General features: G+C 31.4%; 7 protein-coding genes. 2 read left to right on the top strand and 5 right to left on the bottom strand.

From position 1 onward, the window contains the following. Positions 1–12 precede the first annotated feature (12 nt). From ACXGQT_RS04835 to ACXGQT_RS04820, 4 genes are all read right to left on the bottom strand, one after another. Positions 13–486 (bottom strand): GDP-mannose mannosyl hydrolase, encoded by a 474-nt coding sequence (locus ACXGQT_RS04835; protein WP_457830272.1) that lies wholly within the window; start codon positions 484–486, stop codon positions 13–15. Beyond that, complete coding sequence (locus ACXGQT_RS04830; protein ID WP_457830271.1) at positions 476–1,855, bottom strand: retropepsin-like aspartic protease; 1,380 nt, start codon at positions 1,853–1,855, stop codon at positions 476–478. The genes ACXGQT_RS04835 and ACXGQT_RS04830 overlap by 11 nt, the downstream gene beginning before the upstream one ends. A 327-nt stretch (positions 1,856–2,182) precedes the next feature. Then, positions 2,183–5,860 carry a phosphoribosylformylglycinamidine synthase gene (purL, locus tag ACXGQT_RS04825; RefSeq protein ID WP_457830270.1) on the bottom strand — a complete coding sequence of 1,226 codons (3,678 nt, stop codon included), beginning with the start codon at positions 5,858–5,860 and terminating at the stop codon, positions 2,183–2,185. A 102-nt stretch (positions 5,861–5,962) separates the two neighbouring features. Next, positions 5,963–7,282, bottom strand: coding sequence for a heparan-alpha-glucosaminide N-acetyltransferase domain-containing protein (locus ACXGQT_RS04820; protein ID WP_457830269.1), 1,320 nt, complete (start codon positions 7,280–7,282; stop codon positions 5,963–5,965). Positions 7,283–7,410: 128 nt separating this feature from the next. Between ACXGQT_RS04820 and ACXGQT_RS04815 the strand changes: the two genes are divergently transcribed. Then, positions 7,411–8,562 (top strand): class I SAM-dependent methyltransferase, encoded by a 1,152-nt coding sequence (locus tag ACXGQT_RS04815; RefSeq protein ID WP_457830268.1) that lies wholly within the window; start codon positions 7,411–7,413, stop codon positions 8,560–8,562. 184 nt (positions 8,563–8,746) lie between these two features. On the opposite strand, the gene ACXGQT_RS04810 is transcribed toward ACXGQT_RS04815, so the two are convergent. After that, positions 8,747–14,062, bottom strand: coding sequence for a GEVED domain-containing protein (locus ACXGQT_RS04810; RefSeq protein ID WP_457830267.1), 5,316 nt, complete (start codon positions 14,060–14,062; stop codon positions 8,747–8,749). Between the two features lie 391 nt (positions 14,063–14,453). Between ACXGQT_RS04810 and ACXGQT_RS04805 the strand changes: the two genes are divergently transcribed. Next, positions 14,454–17,213, top strand: a complete 2,760-nt coding sequence (locus ACXGQT_RS04805) for a substrate-binding domain-containing protein (RefSeq protein WP_457830266.1) — start codon at positions 14,454–14,456, stop codon at positions 17,211–17,213. The last annotated feature ends 12 nt before the right edge of the window (positions 17,214–17,225 follow it).

Below are 17,225 nucleotides of genomic sequence, written 5' to 3'. Positions count from 1 at the left end.
GAATGTTTGATGTTAGTAATTACTAAAAGCTTTGTGACCGTTAAAATAATTTTTGGTATTGATATGTACTTCAGGATGTAATAATAACTTTTGTTTGTTAGCCCACCAGTAATCGGAGTGTTGTTGTTTAGGGAGTTCCGTTATTTTTTGTTTTAGTTTGATATGAAAAGCATTAACAATATAATGAGTTCCAAAACCCTCAAGGTTTGCAAAGTTTGTAGGATATATATGCTCGTAAAGTCCTAAATAGCTAGCTTCTGAAAAGTCAATAGAAAAGCCTAGCTCTGCTTTAGAAATACGTTTAAAAGCTTCTAAAAAAAGTTCGTTTTTTCTAATTACACCCCCAGGAACAAACCATGTGTGTTGAGCAGGTTTGTTTAAACGGTAGCCTAGTAAAATATTACCATCGGTATCTTCTATAATTAAATCTATAGAGACCAAAGGAGTGTTTTTTACAATTTCAATATATTGTTTTTTAGGGAGCATGTTTTTGATTTTTAATTTCTTTGGGAAGGTTCCTGACTTTATACTCTATATAATTATCATGCTGGATTGCAGTAGGTGAGACAAAGATATATTTTGGAGTAAACCCAAAGGACTTAACCGTATCAGGAAGTGTTTTAATTGGGTATTGACGTTCCAGTTCATATTTTTTTAATCCATCTTTTGATCGAAATTCTAATGAAACAGTTTTATTATCCATTACATAATAAAAATTGTCTAACAATGTTTCCGTAGTTATTTGCATATCAGACCCTGGATATTTGTGGCTGTTTTGTTTCAAGTCCTTTCCAGCTAAACTAACCAATGTATCTTGAAGTTTGATGCCCTGTCTTTCTGCAGCAGGATTTATTGCTGTTACTTTGCGTATATTATCATTTGAAAATATAACTCCATTACTATTAATATATTTTGCCATATACAACAATTGCTCAAGTAATATTTTATTATTAGTCTTGCCTAGGTATAATTTTGAATTGGGGTAATCAAAAATTACTTTCCCAAACTGCCGTAAAAAGACCAGTCCAACTTGCCTTAAAGGCTCATTGCTAAAGCGAATAAATTGTTCAGATAATTTATGTTGATTTATTTCAATATCAGTGATTGAAAAGCCTAAGGACTCTATTTCCTCATGTTCTTTAGACCATGTTGCATCTAAAACAGAAGCTTGTTTTAGTGACTTCCAATTATAAATTTTACGTTGATTTTTATTAAAAATGTCACCTTCTTTATTATTAAAACTCAAAAAACCCTCCGAATTGCCAACATCAATCATCATGGAAAATACTTTCCCAAAGATATTTACATCTAAATGAGGTAGTTCATCGTAGAAAGGCATTGGTAAAGCATCTTCGTATCCAGTCAAATTAAAGTTTTTAATATTTTTTGAAAAGCGGAGTTCTGAATTATAAAAATCAATCTCAAATACTAAATTTTTAAGAATATTATTTCCCAAAATGCCGTCTAAATTTTCTTGATAAAGCTCGTTTCTATAATACCCAAAATTATTTATTTCAATATTTCCTATATTTAATTTTTGTATTAACGTGCCATACGGAATCAAAAAAGAATCCCCATTTATATTTCTAAGAGATTTCTCAGAGTCAAAATACACATGTTCCCCATTGCATTTTAAATCTTTGTCAAAAAGAGAAAAGCTAGCCCCCGTATCTAATAAAAAGTCATATGTATTTGTGTTCACTGAAGCTTTGACCTTGATATGTCCAGTTTTAAAATAATCGAAAGGAATGGTATCTATCAATTTACCTTTTAGAAACTGAATTTTAGGACTGTCGTCTTGTTTACAACTACTTAAAAAAAGAAGAACTGCAATTATAGTACAAAATATTTTCATAGCAAAAATTGGGGTATATTTAGATCTCAAAAGTATTATAATAAATTTTCCATAAATAAATCATTTATGAATATATTATTTTTTCTAGCATTAACGCAAAATTCTTTATTTATGAACTTTTAAAGTTCAATATTGTTTTGTTAAAGATACTTTTTTAATGTCTTTATAAACAATTGTGTTTTTACACAGTATGAACGTTTATCCTATAAAAAAACTCCCGCTAGAATTTCTAGCGGGAGTTTAATATTATTTAATATGTTATATTTATAAGGTGTTCGAGCGGAGTCGAGAACTGTTCGCATCTTGACTCCGCTCGATGACCTTGTGTTATTTAGCCAACCATTCTTTAGCGTTTACAAAAGCTTCTAACCATGGAGAAACTTCATCGTTTCTGTCGGTAGGATAGTTTGCCCAGTTCCATTGGAAAATAGAACGCTCAATATGTGGCATCATAACCAAGTGACGACCATCTTCAGAACTCATCATAGCAGTATTATAGCTAGATCCATTAGGGTTTGCAGGATATCCTTTATAACCATATTTAGCCACTAAGTTGTACTGATCCTCTGAGTATGGTAAGTTGAATTTTCCTTCTCCGTGAGAAATCCAAACACCTAATTTACTTCCTGTTAAGGTACTTAACATTACCGAGTTGTTTTCTTGAATTTCTACAGAAGTAAATCCAGATTCATGTTTGTGAGAATCGTTATGCTCCATAGCAGGCTTTTCTGCATGTTCTGGATTAATCAATCCTAATTCTATTAATAATTGGCATCCGTTACAAATTCCTAAAGATAAAGTGTCTTTACGAGCGTAGAAGTTATCTAATGCCGCTTTTGCTTTTGGATTGTATAAAAATGCTCCAGCCCATCCTTTAGCAGAACCTAACACGTCAGAGTTAGAGAATCCACCAACGGCAGCTAAAAAGTTTACATCTTCTAAGTTTTCACGACCAGAGATTAAATCTGTCATGTGAACATCTTTTACATCAAAACCAGCTAAGTATAATGCATTGGCCATTTCACGTTCAGAGTTAGATCCTTTTTCACGTAAAACTGCAGCAACAGGTTTTTTTCCGCTTTCTATTTTAGGAAGTTTTCCTGTAAAATGAGTAGGGAAGGTAAAGTCTAAAGCTTGGTTTTTATAATTGTCAAATCTTTCCGTAGCCTTAGCTTCTCCAGATTGTTGTTTGTCTAATAAGTACGATGTTTTAAACCATACATCTCTTAACTCAGCTATATTAAATACTTCGGTAGTGTTTCCATTAACTAAAGTTAGTACCTCTGTTTCTACAGTAGTACCAATGTTCGCAAATTTTAATCCACCTTCAGCTAAAATAGCTTCAACTTCTGATGGGTTTAGGGTTTGAATAACCACTCCTGCATTTTCAGCAAACAATACTTTAGAAGTATCAGCTTCGTTTAAAGCAGAAATGTTAATGTTGGCTCCTAAGTTTACATCAGCAAAACACATTTCTAAAATAGTAGTAATCAATCCACCAGCAGAAATATCGTGACCTGCAGTAATCAATCCTTTTTCTATTAAATTTTGAATGGTATTGAATGCAGTTTTAAATTTAGCAGCATCTTTAATATCTGGAGCTTCCGTTCCAATTTTATTTAATGCTTGTGCAAATGATGATCCTCCTAATTTAAATGCATCCGAAGAAAAATCTATATAATAAATAGCGTTTCCTTCTTTTTTAGAAAAAACAGGTTCTACTACTTTTTTAATATCATTACAGTGTCCTACACCAGAAATAATAACAGTTCCAGGAGCAATCACATCTTTGTTAGGATATTTTTGCTTCATAGATAAAGAATCTTTTCCTGTTGGAATGTTGATTCCTAAATTGATAGCAAAATCAGAAACGGCTTTTACAGCATTGTACAAACGAGCATCTTCTCCTTCGTTTTTACAAGGCCACATCCAGTTAGCAGATAGAGAAACAGAAGTGATTTGCTCTTCTAATGGAGCCCAAACTAGGTTGGTTAAACATTCTGCAATCGCATTGCGAGAACCTGCAGCTTCATCAATTAAAGCAGCAACAGGAGCGTGACCAATAGAAGTGGCAATTCCTTCTTTACCATTGTAATCTAAAGCCATTACAGCCACATCATTTAAAGGCAATTGTAAAGGACCTGCACATTGTTGTTTGGCAACTTTACCACCTACACAACGGTCTACTTTATTTGTTAACCAATCTTTACAAGCCACAGCTTCTAATTGTAAAACTGTTTTTAAGTTTTGTTGTACATCTTTGTTGTCATAAACTACTTCTTCGTATTTACGAGGAGTTGTTTTGTCGTGCATAAATGTTTTTGGAGACGATCCAAACATATCATTTAAATCTAAATCCATAGGAGCTTCTCCTGTAGTGGCAGATTTAAAAGTAAAACGATTGTCGTTAGTAACATCACCAACAGTGTACATTGGAGAACGTTCACGAGCAGCCACACGCTCTAAATATTCTATATCTTTTTGGTTGATGACCAATCCCATTCTTTCTTGAGATTCGTTACCAATAGTTTCTTTTGCAGATAACGTAGGATCTCCTACAGGTAATTTATCTGTATCAATCAATCCCCCAGTTTCTTCAACCAATTCAGACAAACAGTTCATGTGTCCTCCTGCACCATGATCGTGAATAGAAACAATAGGGTTGATATCACTTTCTACCATACCACGAATGGCATTGGCAGCACGTTTTTGCATTTCTGGGTTAGAACGTTGTACTGCGTTTAATTCAATTCCAGAATCCATAGCACCAGTATCAGCCGAAGATACGGCAGCACCTCCCATACCAATACGGTAGTTATCTCCACCAAGAATAACAATTTTATCTCCTCCCTTAGGTTCGTCTTTTAAAGCTTGTTCAGCTTTACCATACCCAACTCCACCAGCTTGCATAATTACTTTATCAAAACCTAGAGTTCTTAAATCTGCATCAGATAAGTTTTTGTTGATTTCTTCGTGTTCAAACGTTAATAAAGAACCAGAAATTAAAGGCTGACCAAATTTGTTTCCAAAATCTGAAGCTCCGTTTGAAGCTTTGATTAAGATATCCATAGGTGTTTGGTATAACCATTTTCTTTCTTCTAAGTTTTCCCAAGGTCTGTTTTCTTCTAACCTTGAGTAAGAAGTCATATAAACAGCTGTTCCTGCTAACGGTAAAGAACCTTTACCACCAGCCAAACGGTCTCTAATTTCACCTCCTGCACCTGTTGCAGCTCCGTTAAATGGCTCTACAGTTGTAGGGAAATTGTGTGTTTCTGCCTTTAAAGAAATAACAGATTGATATTCTTTAGTTTCGTAAAAGTCTGGTTTGTCTGCTGTTTTAGGAGCAAACTGAATCGCTTTAGGTCCTTTTACAAAAGCAACATTGTCTTTGTAAGCAGATACAATTCCGTTAGGATTTTCGTTAGAAGTTTTACGGATTAATTTAAATAATGAAGTTTCTTTTTCTTCACCATCAATCACAAATGTTCCGTTAAATATTTTATGTCTACAGTGTTCTGAGTTGATTTGAGAAAATCCAAACACTTCAGAATCGGTTAATTTACGTCCAATACGCTTAGACATGTCTTCCAAATAAGCAATTTCTTCATCACTTAAAGACAAACCTTCTTGAGCATCAAAAGCTTTGATGTCTTCAATTTCTATAATAGGTTGAGGTTTTACGTTAATGGTGTAAGATTCTTGATTTAATCCTTCATACATTTTTTGTAACATCGGATCAATTTCAACATCTTTAGAATCTACTTTGGTAAACTCTTCAATTCTTTCAATTCCAGAAATGCTCATGTTTTGAGTAATTTCTACTGCATTGGTACTCCAAGGAGTAATCATTTCTTTACGAGGTCCAATAAAAAAACCATCTAATGTTTCAGTTGCTACTTGTGTAGCGTTTCCAAATAACCATTCTAATTTCTGAATGTTTTCAGGAGACTGAACTGAAGTTTGTACTGCAAAAACAGTCGTATTTTTTTGAAAGAATAATATCATTATGAATGAAGTTTGTTCAAATTTTACTTAAAGCGCAAATTTAGATAAAATCAGGGACTTTAGCGGAGGTATTTTTTAAAGTTTTTTTAACAAAAAAAGCACTTAAATAGTGCTTGTTCTGTATTGTAATTTTCTTTTTACAACTTTGTATCTTACTTTAAGACGTTTGAGTTTGTATATTATTAAAGGTTCGTATTGGGTATATGCTAAAAAAAAGAACACAAATACAATTGCTCCAGAAATGGAGAAAAAAGGATTTAGGTTGTCTTTAAAATAAATTCCAAATTTAAAGCCAAAAAAACCTTGATATAGAATGATAACGTGTAAAACGTAAACAGATAAAGTATTTTGTCCTATTTTTAAGAACGTTTTATAATTCCACCCAGCTAGTTTCCATATTGTAATTACAATAGGAGTAAAAAATAATAAGTAGGCAGAAAGGTTTTGAGTTACAGTGATTAATTCTTGAGTAAAAAGATAACAGCCTACACTAAAGCTAATTAATAAAAAGTAGTAATTAAGTGTTTTAGAAGTTTTAAACTCTATATTCTCCTTAATAAATAGAATGATTTTATGGCTTAAAATAATGACACCAATAAATGTTAATACTTGACAAAAGCGTACAGGTTCATATTGATATTGAAAAGGTTTTAATGTGTTAAAAAAAGGGAAATGCTGTAGTATTCCTAATATAAAATAGGAAACGTATTTAAATGTAAGTCCTGCAAAAATAAGAATTACAGGAAATAAATAATGATGAGCAAAATCTTTAATTTTAACAATTAAAGCTCCTAAAGATCCACCTAAAAAAACATAACCACACCAAGGAAATAGAGGGAAAACAGAGGTTTTTAAATGGTTGTTTTTACTAACTATTAACATGTTTTCTATAAACCTAGGAATATTGTTGTAATCTGCTTCATAGAGAGCAGTGCTTACAATCATAACAAACAGTCCAAGAGAAAGAAGTATAATTCCAAGTGGGATTTTAATTACATAAGTTCTTAATAAATAAACCCCTATTAATAGTAATAACGATGTTCCAATGCATTGTAATACATGAAAAATTTGAGTAAGACTTGTGAACAAAGGTCTGCTTCCAAAAAAGAATGTATTTAGGTTAAATTGTAGTAAATAACCAAACAAAATAAGTGTTCCAATTCTTTTAAATCCTTTTTGAACTCTAGGGTTGTGCCATCCTTGAGTTTTGTTTTTTAACAATAAGTATGTAAAAATTAATCCAGAAATCGATAAAAATAAAGGAGCGGTAATTCCACGAGAGAATTTCCATAGATCATAAATTGGGTTTTCTACATTTCTAAAAATAGGTTGTAGGCTCAACGTCATAAAGTGACCCTCGAGCATCATTATAATAGCTATAGATCTAATAATGTCTATGTATTCTAATCTTTTTGTTCTCAATGATTTAGTTAAAAAAGTTTTTGCAAAAATACAAAAAAGAACAATGCTAATTTATTAATTGTTTATAGGCGGTAAAATATCTTTTTGCTAATTTTTTTTCATCCACATATAAAGCCTAATTTTGCAGTATGGAAGAATTTAAAACCCTTTTTGAAGAAATTCAAAGTAGTATTGTTGCAGATACATTTGTGAAGATTACATTGAGTAAACCTATTCGTAAAAATGATGGTTTAAGAAATGTGTATATCCGTTTGGTAAATATTCAAGAGGAACAAAAGTTTCAGTTTACCTATCGTAATAAAACTAACGATGTGGTAAAGAATTTTTCTATGAATGAGGCGTTAGAGCAAATTGAGAATTTATTAACAAATACATTTCGTTCTGGAGTGGTTTTTACTTTGCCAGATGATATTCAGGTGTTTGTTTCTAAAAAGAAAGCCATTACTTTAAAAAAAGTAGCCCCAAGTTTTACCAATAAATTACCCGAAACTCACGATAGACCAAAAGAAAAACGTGCAGCAAATAAAGATTATTTGTTTCATTTAGGAGTTACAGATAAAGAGGGAAGTGTTATTCCTAAAATGGCTGATAAATATCGTCAGATTAATAAGTATTTAGAAATTATAGAAAGTTTAATCAATGGAGTGAAGTTGCCTAAGAAAATTCAGATTGTTGATATGGGTTCAGGAAAAGGGTATTTAACTTTTGCTTTGTATGATTATTTAAAGAATGATAGGCATAAAGAAGTTTCGGTAACAGGAATTGAGTTAAGAGATGAGTTGGTTAAATATTGTAATGATGTGGCTGATAAATGTGGTTTTGAAGATTTGTGCTTTGAAAACAAACTGATTCAAGATTACGACAATAAAAAAATTGATATTTTAATTGCTTTACACGCTTGTGATACGGCTACCGATGATGCTATTGCTAAAGGAATTGTGGCGAATGCTAGTTTGGTGGTTTGTGCACCTTGTTGTCATAAGCAAGTTCGTCAACAATTAAAAGGAACAGAGCAGGAGAGTCCTATTTTAAAATATGGAATTTTTAAGGAACGTCAGTTTGAAATGATTACAGATACAATTCGTGCCTTAATACTAGAAAAACATCAATACAGTACTAAAGTTTTTGAGTTTATTTCTAATGAACACACCAGAAAAAATGTAATGTTAGTAGGTTCAAAAACGAATAAAAAAGTAGATACAAAACAAATTAATTCTAAAATTAAAGATTTAAAAAATCAATATCACATAGATTTTCACTATTTAGAAAAACAAGTATAGTTCTTAATTTTTATTCTCAATCATAATCTAGGTATTATAATGATATGCAAGAGACATACTTTGATTGGTTATAGATGTTGTGAATAAAGAAATATAATATTTTAAAGAATTATAAAAAACGTCCCTTTATGACCAATCATAAAGGGACGTTTTTTGGGTTTTAATTAAAAAATAGTTTAAATCATTATAGTTTTTGAATAAACAATTTTTTCTTAATAACTCCTTTGTTGGTATAAACTTTAATAATATATATGTTTGGAGCAATGTTACCTGGGGTTAAAGTAATTTCAGAATTGTTTTCAAATTCAGTCCAAGTATTTATTTGTTGACCAATAATACTGTATAAATCTATTGTATTAATACTAATATTGTTGGTGTTCGCAATTTTAATTAAGTGCAATTTTTTATTATAAGTAATACTAAAAGAGTCAGAAATTAAGTTATTGCCATCTAAAGTACCGCTATTGTTAAATGCTAGGTAAAATCTATCACTATACGTGTTTTGGGATAGGTTTAATGTTGCTATTTCTCCATTAATTTTAGTAGCAGTGTTGTTTACTTTGTCTTTTAAGTATACATCTCTATTTACAGATTTCCATTCATCTATGTTTAAAGTGATTTCTCCATCATACCCCATTTTAATTTCTAAAGGTATCTCTAAATCATCACTAATTTCTTGAACACCAGCAATAGCATATTTTTCCTCATCACTAGGGAATTTCCAATAAATATCTGTAGCTCCAGTGTTAAAAGATTCTGAATCATAACCTTCGTCATAAGCAAAAGAATTATTAGGATTAAAAGAAACTCCTATTTGTTTGTGTAAATTATTGTTCTCCTCATTTTTAAAGTTCATTCCTAATTTAATAATAGGTATGGTATTGTCTTTTTCTAAAGTTACAATTGGTAGTATTTTGGAGGTTTTGTTCATGTAGTTTTTATCGGTAGAAACTTTAAAAAATACTGACTCAGAACCTTCTTGAATATACTCTCTTTGGCTGTTGTTAAAAGTTACTGTACCCCCATCTATATCTCCCTGAATAAAAAATGCTTGACCAACTGCTATATAGGCTTTTGGTGCGGTATAAAGACTGTTTTCTTCTGGGGTAGTACCTGTGTATATGTTTGAGTTAGAGGCAACATTATCTGCTGCAACTCCCATGGTTTTATTACGCGTTGCATATCCACCAATATACCCACCATAATTATGACCAGCAGTTCCACTAGTACTTTGTTCTCCTACGTGTTGCCAAAAATATAAAGTTCCTGTAATTGCATCTTCATTGTCTTCAATAAACTTTTTTGCGCTAATGGCTGATGGATATGGGTTTCCAACCAGATAAGATTCATACCCAGCTATGGAGGTTGTTAAATCTCCATCCTTAGGGATTCCAACATAAGTATAGTTTTGAGCTACTCCTGTTCCTTTCATGGTAAAACCGTCAGTTTGCTGAATGTATTCCAATGATTTTTTTTGAACATAGTCTCCTGTGCTACCAGTAACACTTTTGTAGGTATAAATCCAATGTTCGGCAATAGAAATTGGAGTGGTAGCAGCACCATCATAACCACTAACAAAATTAATATCTACAGCGCTAGATGTGCTTGAAGTAGGAATGGTTCCATCTTTTAAAACATCAGCAAGGGTAAAAGTAGTTTCTCCAATAGAATTCATTGGAGATGAAAAATAACTGAATCGATAAATACTAGGGTTGTTTACGTTTCTATCAATATAGTATTTTCCTGTTCCGGTAAGTTGTTTGGTTCCTGTGTGTGTTTGTATTAATTGTGATGTTCCTGCTAGCCTAATTTCAGCAGTAGTATTTACATTTATGTTATTTGTTACAATTAATAGCTGATCTGTAATAGTAAGTTTGTTATTGTTTGTAATGTTTAGTTTTCTTGCTTTTATAGGGTTGGTTGTTTCTTCGTAATCTTGATTAATTATAGCATATCTTGATCTGTCTGGAGTTCCATTGTCCCAAACATTAGAAGTCATGGTTGTAGCTCCAAAGTTATGAACACCTAATTTTGCATTTGTAGTATTTTCTGCAAAAGTTACCTCCGATAATAATGGAGCATTTGGGTGTCTTTCTGGACCTCCATTTTCTTCATCTCTATAAGGGTTTAAGTTATCGTTTACAAACGCTGTCCATTCACTAGCAGTATAAGTATTGTTGTATGTTAGTATTTCATCATTACGAACATAAGAGGTGTTGTTGGTTACGTTTGAAACAACATCAAATCTGTTTTCCCAAGCTGCAGTACCAACTTCAGAAACAATAGCAATAATATCATCACCGTTATCAAAAGCAGTAACATTGTTATTGTCTAAAGGAGTGATAGGGGAAACATTAATAGATGAGGTGTTAGATTTGATTAATGTTGTTGCCCCTGAAGCTAGAGAGGTATTTACGGTATAGGTTGCCGTTGGAATGATTCCTGTTTGATCTCCAGACGTGTTTTGAAAAAGTGCTACAATAAGTGTGTTTGTAGCAATGGTACTAGTGCTTTTATTGGTGATTTCTATCCAGCGTTCTCCTAATTCTGTATGATAAACTTGTGTAATCATAGCAGCTTCAAAAGAAGAAGTGTCTTTGGGATCAATATATATGTCATAATCCTCTATATCTCCTGCCTTGTTAGAGTAGTTACATGGGCTAATAGGAGTTTGGTCTTGTAGCATGGCAAAACGAATTCTAGTTTTACCTGTAGTTGCAGTAATAGGAATATTAATATTAGATAATGTTTCTATAACCTGTGTTCCCGAAGAGGTGGTTAAATTGCTGTAAATTTCTTCTCCACTATCTTCAAAATCACCGTCATGATTAAAATCTATCCATACAGTAAAACCAGTATCAGCATTATTTTCTTTTTGATAAGTAATGGTTGCTGATAAAGTACCTCCTGCTGTTACGGTAGTTGAGGTGCCATCAAAATATTGATAAGGACCACTGTTGTTACTAGTGGTTTGGTTGATATCACCAGAATTAACATTAGTGTTACTAATAAAATAATTGGTGTTCAGGTTGATGTTTACATTGTTGTCATCACAGTATTCTATGGCAATAGTTTCAAAGGTTACGGCAGATGTGGTTGTGCTACTACAAGCAGGATCTACATCAAGGCTAACCCTAACCTCATATTCTGAACCATTGTTTAAGGCAGTAAGTTCAACAGATGTTGTTGTGGATGTTGTTTGTATCCATATAGATTCGCTAGTTTCTTTATACTCTATAATAAAATCAGTGTCATCCGTAGCTTCCCAATTTACAGTTGCTGTGGTTTCTGTAATATTGGTAATATTTACATTTGTAGGTGTACTTGGAGAAGAGATATTAATTGTTTGAACACTTTGTGCTGTAGTACTCCCATTGTCAAAAGTCCAAGTAATGGTTCCTGAAGAAGTCAATGTTGTATTGTCACTTGTGGTTGCTGTTATTTGTGTTCCACATAAATAATCCATAACAGGAGCCGTAGCTGTATAAGTACAAAATGCATCAACATCATCTAATGCGGGAGCTGTAAAGGCACCTGCAAAAGGAGCAATGTTTACTGTTGCTGTACAGGTGTCTGTTAATCCATCGGTATCAGTTACGGTTAAAATTACTGTGTTGTCACCAAGATCGTTACAGGTAAAAGTTGTTTTGTCTAGTGATAAAGTTAAATCTCCGCTTACATCAAAATCATCATATGAACCATTGTCTATTTGATCTGGCGTAATGGTTAAATTTCCTGCAACATCTAGGTTTAGATTGATGGATTCAATACAGACAGCCGTAGGAGGTGTTGGTACAGGTTTTATATAGATGTCGTAATCTTCTATGTCCCCATTTTGGTTATAAGTACAAGCGTCTGTTGGGATTTGATTGTGTAGCATTACCACACGCATTCTTGTTTTACCTGAAGAAGCAGTAGTTGGTATTGTTTCAGAAAAAGTTTCTGTAACAGTTACAATAGGAGGGGTTCCAGATGTTAAATTGCTGTAAACCACTTCTCCAGGAGTTTCAAATTCCCCATTTTGATTATAGTCTATCCAAATAATAAAACCAGCCGTGTTGTTTTGGTTTTTTTGATAAACGACTGTTCCCGAAATATTTTGACCAGCAGTAACGGTAGTTGATACTCCATTATAGTAATTATATGGACCTTGATTTTTACTACTAGACTGGTTAATATCTCCAATAGTGGTTTGGCTAATGTAATATTGGTTGTTTTGATTAATGGCTACTGAATTGTTACAATATTCTACTTCAATAGTAGTAAAGTTAGTAGATGCCGAGTAGCTAGCGCAAGATGCATTTATAGCTACTTGAACTTCATATTGAGTTCCATTGTCTAACCCAGATAAATTGATGAATTTATTAGTACTTGTGGTTTGTGACCAAGTAGTATTCCCTACGGGTCTATATCTTATTTTAAAAGGACCACTATTTACGGCATTCCAACTTATCTTGGCCGTAGTTTCTGTGATACTAGATATTGTAACTGTTGTAGGGGTGGTAGGAGTAGTGATGTTAATTGTTTGTACGCTAGTTTCTGTAGTACTTCCATTAAAAAAACTCCATGTAATAGTTCCAGAACTTGTTAAAGTTGTGTTGTCAGTAGTTGTAGCGGTAATTTTTTGTCCACATTGATAATCCATTACAGGGGCTGTAGCGGTATACGAACAATAAGTATTAATAGTCGGTAGTGTAGGAGCTGTAAATGCTCCAGAATATGCACTTACATTTACGGTAGCTGTACAAGTGTCAGTTAAACCATTGCTGTCTGTTACAGTTAGGGTTACAGTATTGTTTCCTATATTATTACAGTTAAAAGAACTTTTGCTTAGAGAGTATGTTAGGTTTTCTGGAGCATCATAATCATCATACGAACCATTGTTTATTTGACTTGGAGTAATAGTAGCAGTACCCGAAACATCTAAATTTACATTTAAGGTAGTTCCTAGGCATATAGCTGTTGGAGGTGTTGGTACTGGTAAAATATTAATATTATAATCTTCTACTTCTCCATTTTGATAACCTAAATCTTGAGGGGTTGGAGCTCCTGAATTGTGCTTTATAGCAGCTCGCATTCTTGTGGTTTCAGTTGCAGCTCCACTTGGTATGGTAAAGTTAAATGATTCCGAAACACTTGAGTTTGAGTTTGAGGTACCTGTTAGTGCAAAAATTTCTTCGTTGGCATCAATAAAATCTCCATCATTATTATAGTCAATCCATATTTTAATATAGTAAGTATTCCATTTTTGTGCTCTATATGAGATGGTTAAAGTGTAATTTGTGTTTTTGTTTACAGATGTGGTACTATTGTTATAGTAAGTATATTTATTGGCAGAATTAGTACTGCTGTTGTCAATATCACCCATCAAAATTCTAGAAATGTAGTATTTTTGATTATCGGTAATGTTTACAGGGTCTGTATAGGTTTGTGCATAGGTGTTATTGCTAAAAAATAACATAATGCTAATAATTAATAAAATATAGTATTTGATCTTCATAATATCAAATTAAGTGTTTCAATTTATCTGCTCATTTTTAATTTTTACTTCTTGAATTTAAGAATAAAAAGTTAATTGTTTGTAAAATAGTGTTTTGTGTATTTAATTTGTGCGATTTTTTTAATAATAAAAATACCTCTTTTTAATCATATATACTAACATTTATCATTTTTTAAACAGTCTTGTTTATAAACTTTAAAACTTTGTGAGATTTGATGTGGTGTTTTATAAATAGATTTTTTTATTGAAAAAAATCTATTTATAAAAAGAATAAGTGAAGTTATATATACTTATATTTTATAAGTATAATTGCACGCTACAAGTATTTAATATACATTGTAATTCTTTCAAATTTGGTAGATTTATTCTGAAATCATATAATATAAATTCAATGACTTCTAAAATATTTAAAATAATTATTGTAACAAGTTCAATCCTTTTTTGGGCATGTAATCAAACAATAAATAATGAAGATTCAAATATTAAAATTGGCTTTTCACAAGGATTAGGTGGACATCCATGGAGGGCTGCTATGAATTATTCTATGGAAATTCAAGCTTCTTTACATTCAGAAGTTGAGCTAACTATTTTAAAAGCTGACGATGTTGTAGAAAACCAAATTAAAAATATTCAAACATTTATTGATAAAAAGGTTGATGTTATTATAGTTTCTCCAATTGATCCAGATGCCTTGGTTCCTGTTATTGAAAAAGCTTATAGTTCTGGAATTCCTATTATTTTACTAGATAGAAAAATTAACTCTAATAAATACACTACTTATATAGGTGCTGACAACATTGAGGTTGGGAGACAAGCTGCACAATATATTGCTTCATCAACAAATAAAGAAATCAATGTATTAGAAATAAAAGGAGACGATAATTCTTCTCCTACACGTGAAAGAAGCAAAGGATTCCATGAAGTTTTAGACAAACTTTCTAATGTTCATATTATTAAAAGTTTTAAAGGACTTCCTGTTGATGATTTTAAACATACACTTGACTCATTAAAAGACAATAAAATTGATTATTTATTTGCTTTTAATGATGACTTAGCAGGAAAAGCATGGGAAATTGCAAGAAAATCTGGAGTAGAAAATCAACTTAAATTTATTGGTGTAGATGGACTAAATAGTTCTGTTGGTGGAATTCAAATGATACTTGATGGAAAGTTTAGTGCAACTATTTTATATCCTACCGGAGCAGTAGAGGCTATTGAAACAGCTATTAAAATACACCATAAAGAAACTGTAGCTAAAAGACAAGTACTTGGTACTACTATTATTGATCGTTTTAATGTTGATATTATGCGAAATCAATTTGATAAAATTGATGAACAGCAAGCTATTATTGAAAATCAAGTAAGTGCCATTAAAAAACAGAAACAATTGTACTATTCTCAAAACAACCTATTAAAACTATCTGTGTTTGTTTTAATCGTTATTTTAAGTTTAACCATCTATAGTATTTATTTAATTTTTACAGTAAGAAAAAGGAATAGGCAATTAACTTTAAACAACGAAAAAATAACTATTCAAAGAAATCAAATTGAAAAAATAGCCAATGAGGTTAAAGATAGCAACGATGCTAAATTTAATTTTTTCACAGGATTGTCTCATGAATTTAAAACTCCTATTACGTTAATATTGAGTTCTATAGAGTCTTTAAGAGAAAATTCAAAAAACAAAGGGAGTAAACCTAGTTATGAAATTGAATTAATTAATAAAAATTCAAACAGACTTTTAAGACTCATAAACAACCTATTAGATTTTAGAAAAATTGAAGACAAAATGTTTAACATGAGAGCTTCTAAAACCAACGTTTATGATTTTTCTAACGGACTTTATAGAGATTTTGAAAGTGAAGCAAAAAAGCGAAATATTAAGTTTGAATTAACAACAAACAACCAAGATTTAGAGTTGTTTTTTGACAGAAATTTAATGGATAAAGTCTACTTTAATTTACTCTCAAATGCATTTAAATTCACTCCTGATAATGGTAAAATAGATATTATAATTCATGACAATAAAAAAGGGAATAATGTAACCATCACTTTTAAAGACAATGGTATTGGAATTCCAGAAGATGAAATGAGTAATGTTTTTGAAGCCTTTTTTAAAGGATCAAATAACCGTAAAAACAGCTCTGGAATTGGATTACATTTAAGTAAACAATTTATAGAATTACATTTGGGAAAAATAGAAGTAAGTTCTTTTCAAGGAACAGAGTTTACGATCACTTTATTTAAAGGAAACACTCATTTTAACGAAGATCAAATAATTACAGAACCTGAAGTTATAGATGCAAATCTTTTAGACATGACTTCTGAAATAATACCAGATGATGAAGACAATTATACTGAAGAAATTAACACAACTGGAGACAAACACTCTATTCTTATTATTGAAGACAATAAAGACCTTTCCTTTTTCTTAAAAAACAAACTCCAAAGTGAGTTTCAAATTATTTTATCAGATGGAACTGATGCAACCGAACAGGCATTTGAACACATTCCAGATATTATTATATGTGATGTAAACTTACCCCTTAAAAATGGTTTTGAAATTTGTGAAATATTGAAGAATGATTTAAGAACCTCTCATATACCTACAATTATTTTAACTGCTTTGGGAAATCAAGAATCTTATATGCAAGGGTTAAAATCTGGAGCAGATTTATATCTTACCAAGCCATTTAACTATTCTATTTTAACACAATCTATAAAATCACTGCTTTACAATAGAGAAAAATTAAGATATTATTATACAAACAACATTAACAAGCTTACTTCAAACAAATCTTTTGGGAATATAGAACAAGAATTTGTGAGTAAATTAAATGGTTTTATTAACCAAAACATAGATAATTCTGATTTCTCAGTTGAAAACTTAGCAGAATCACTACACATTTCTCGTGTGCAATTATACAGAAAAGTAAAAGCTATTTTTGGTATTAACGTAAGTGATTACATCAACAACCTTAAATTAGATATTGCAAAAGAAATGTTGGATAAATCTACTTTAACCATTTCTGAAATTGCTTATAAAAACGGATTCTCATCTCCTAATTACTTTTCAACAGTTTTCAAAAATAAATATGGAATATCTCCAAATTCATATAGAAAATCTATTTCTAATAAGGATATTGAATAACTTTAATATTAA

It is taken from the genome of Wenyingzhuangia sp. IMCC45467, assembly GCF_054111205.1.
The sequence above is the reverse complement of the archived record's forward strand: the minus strand, read 5'-3'. Positions and strand labels throughout refer to the sequence as shown.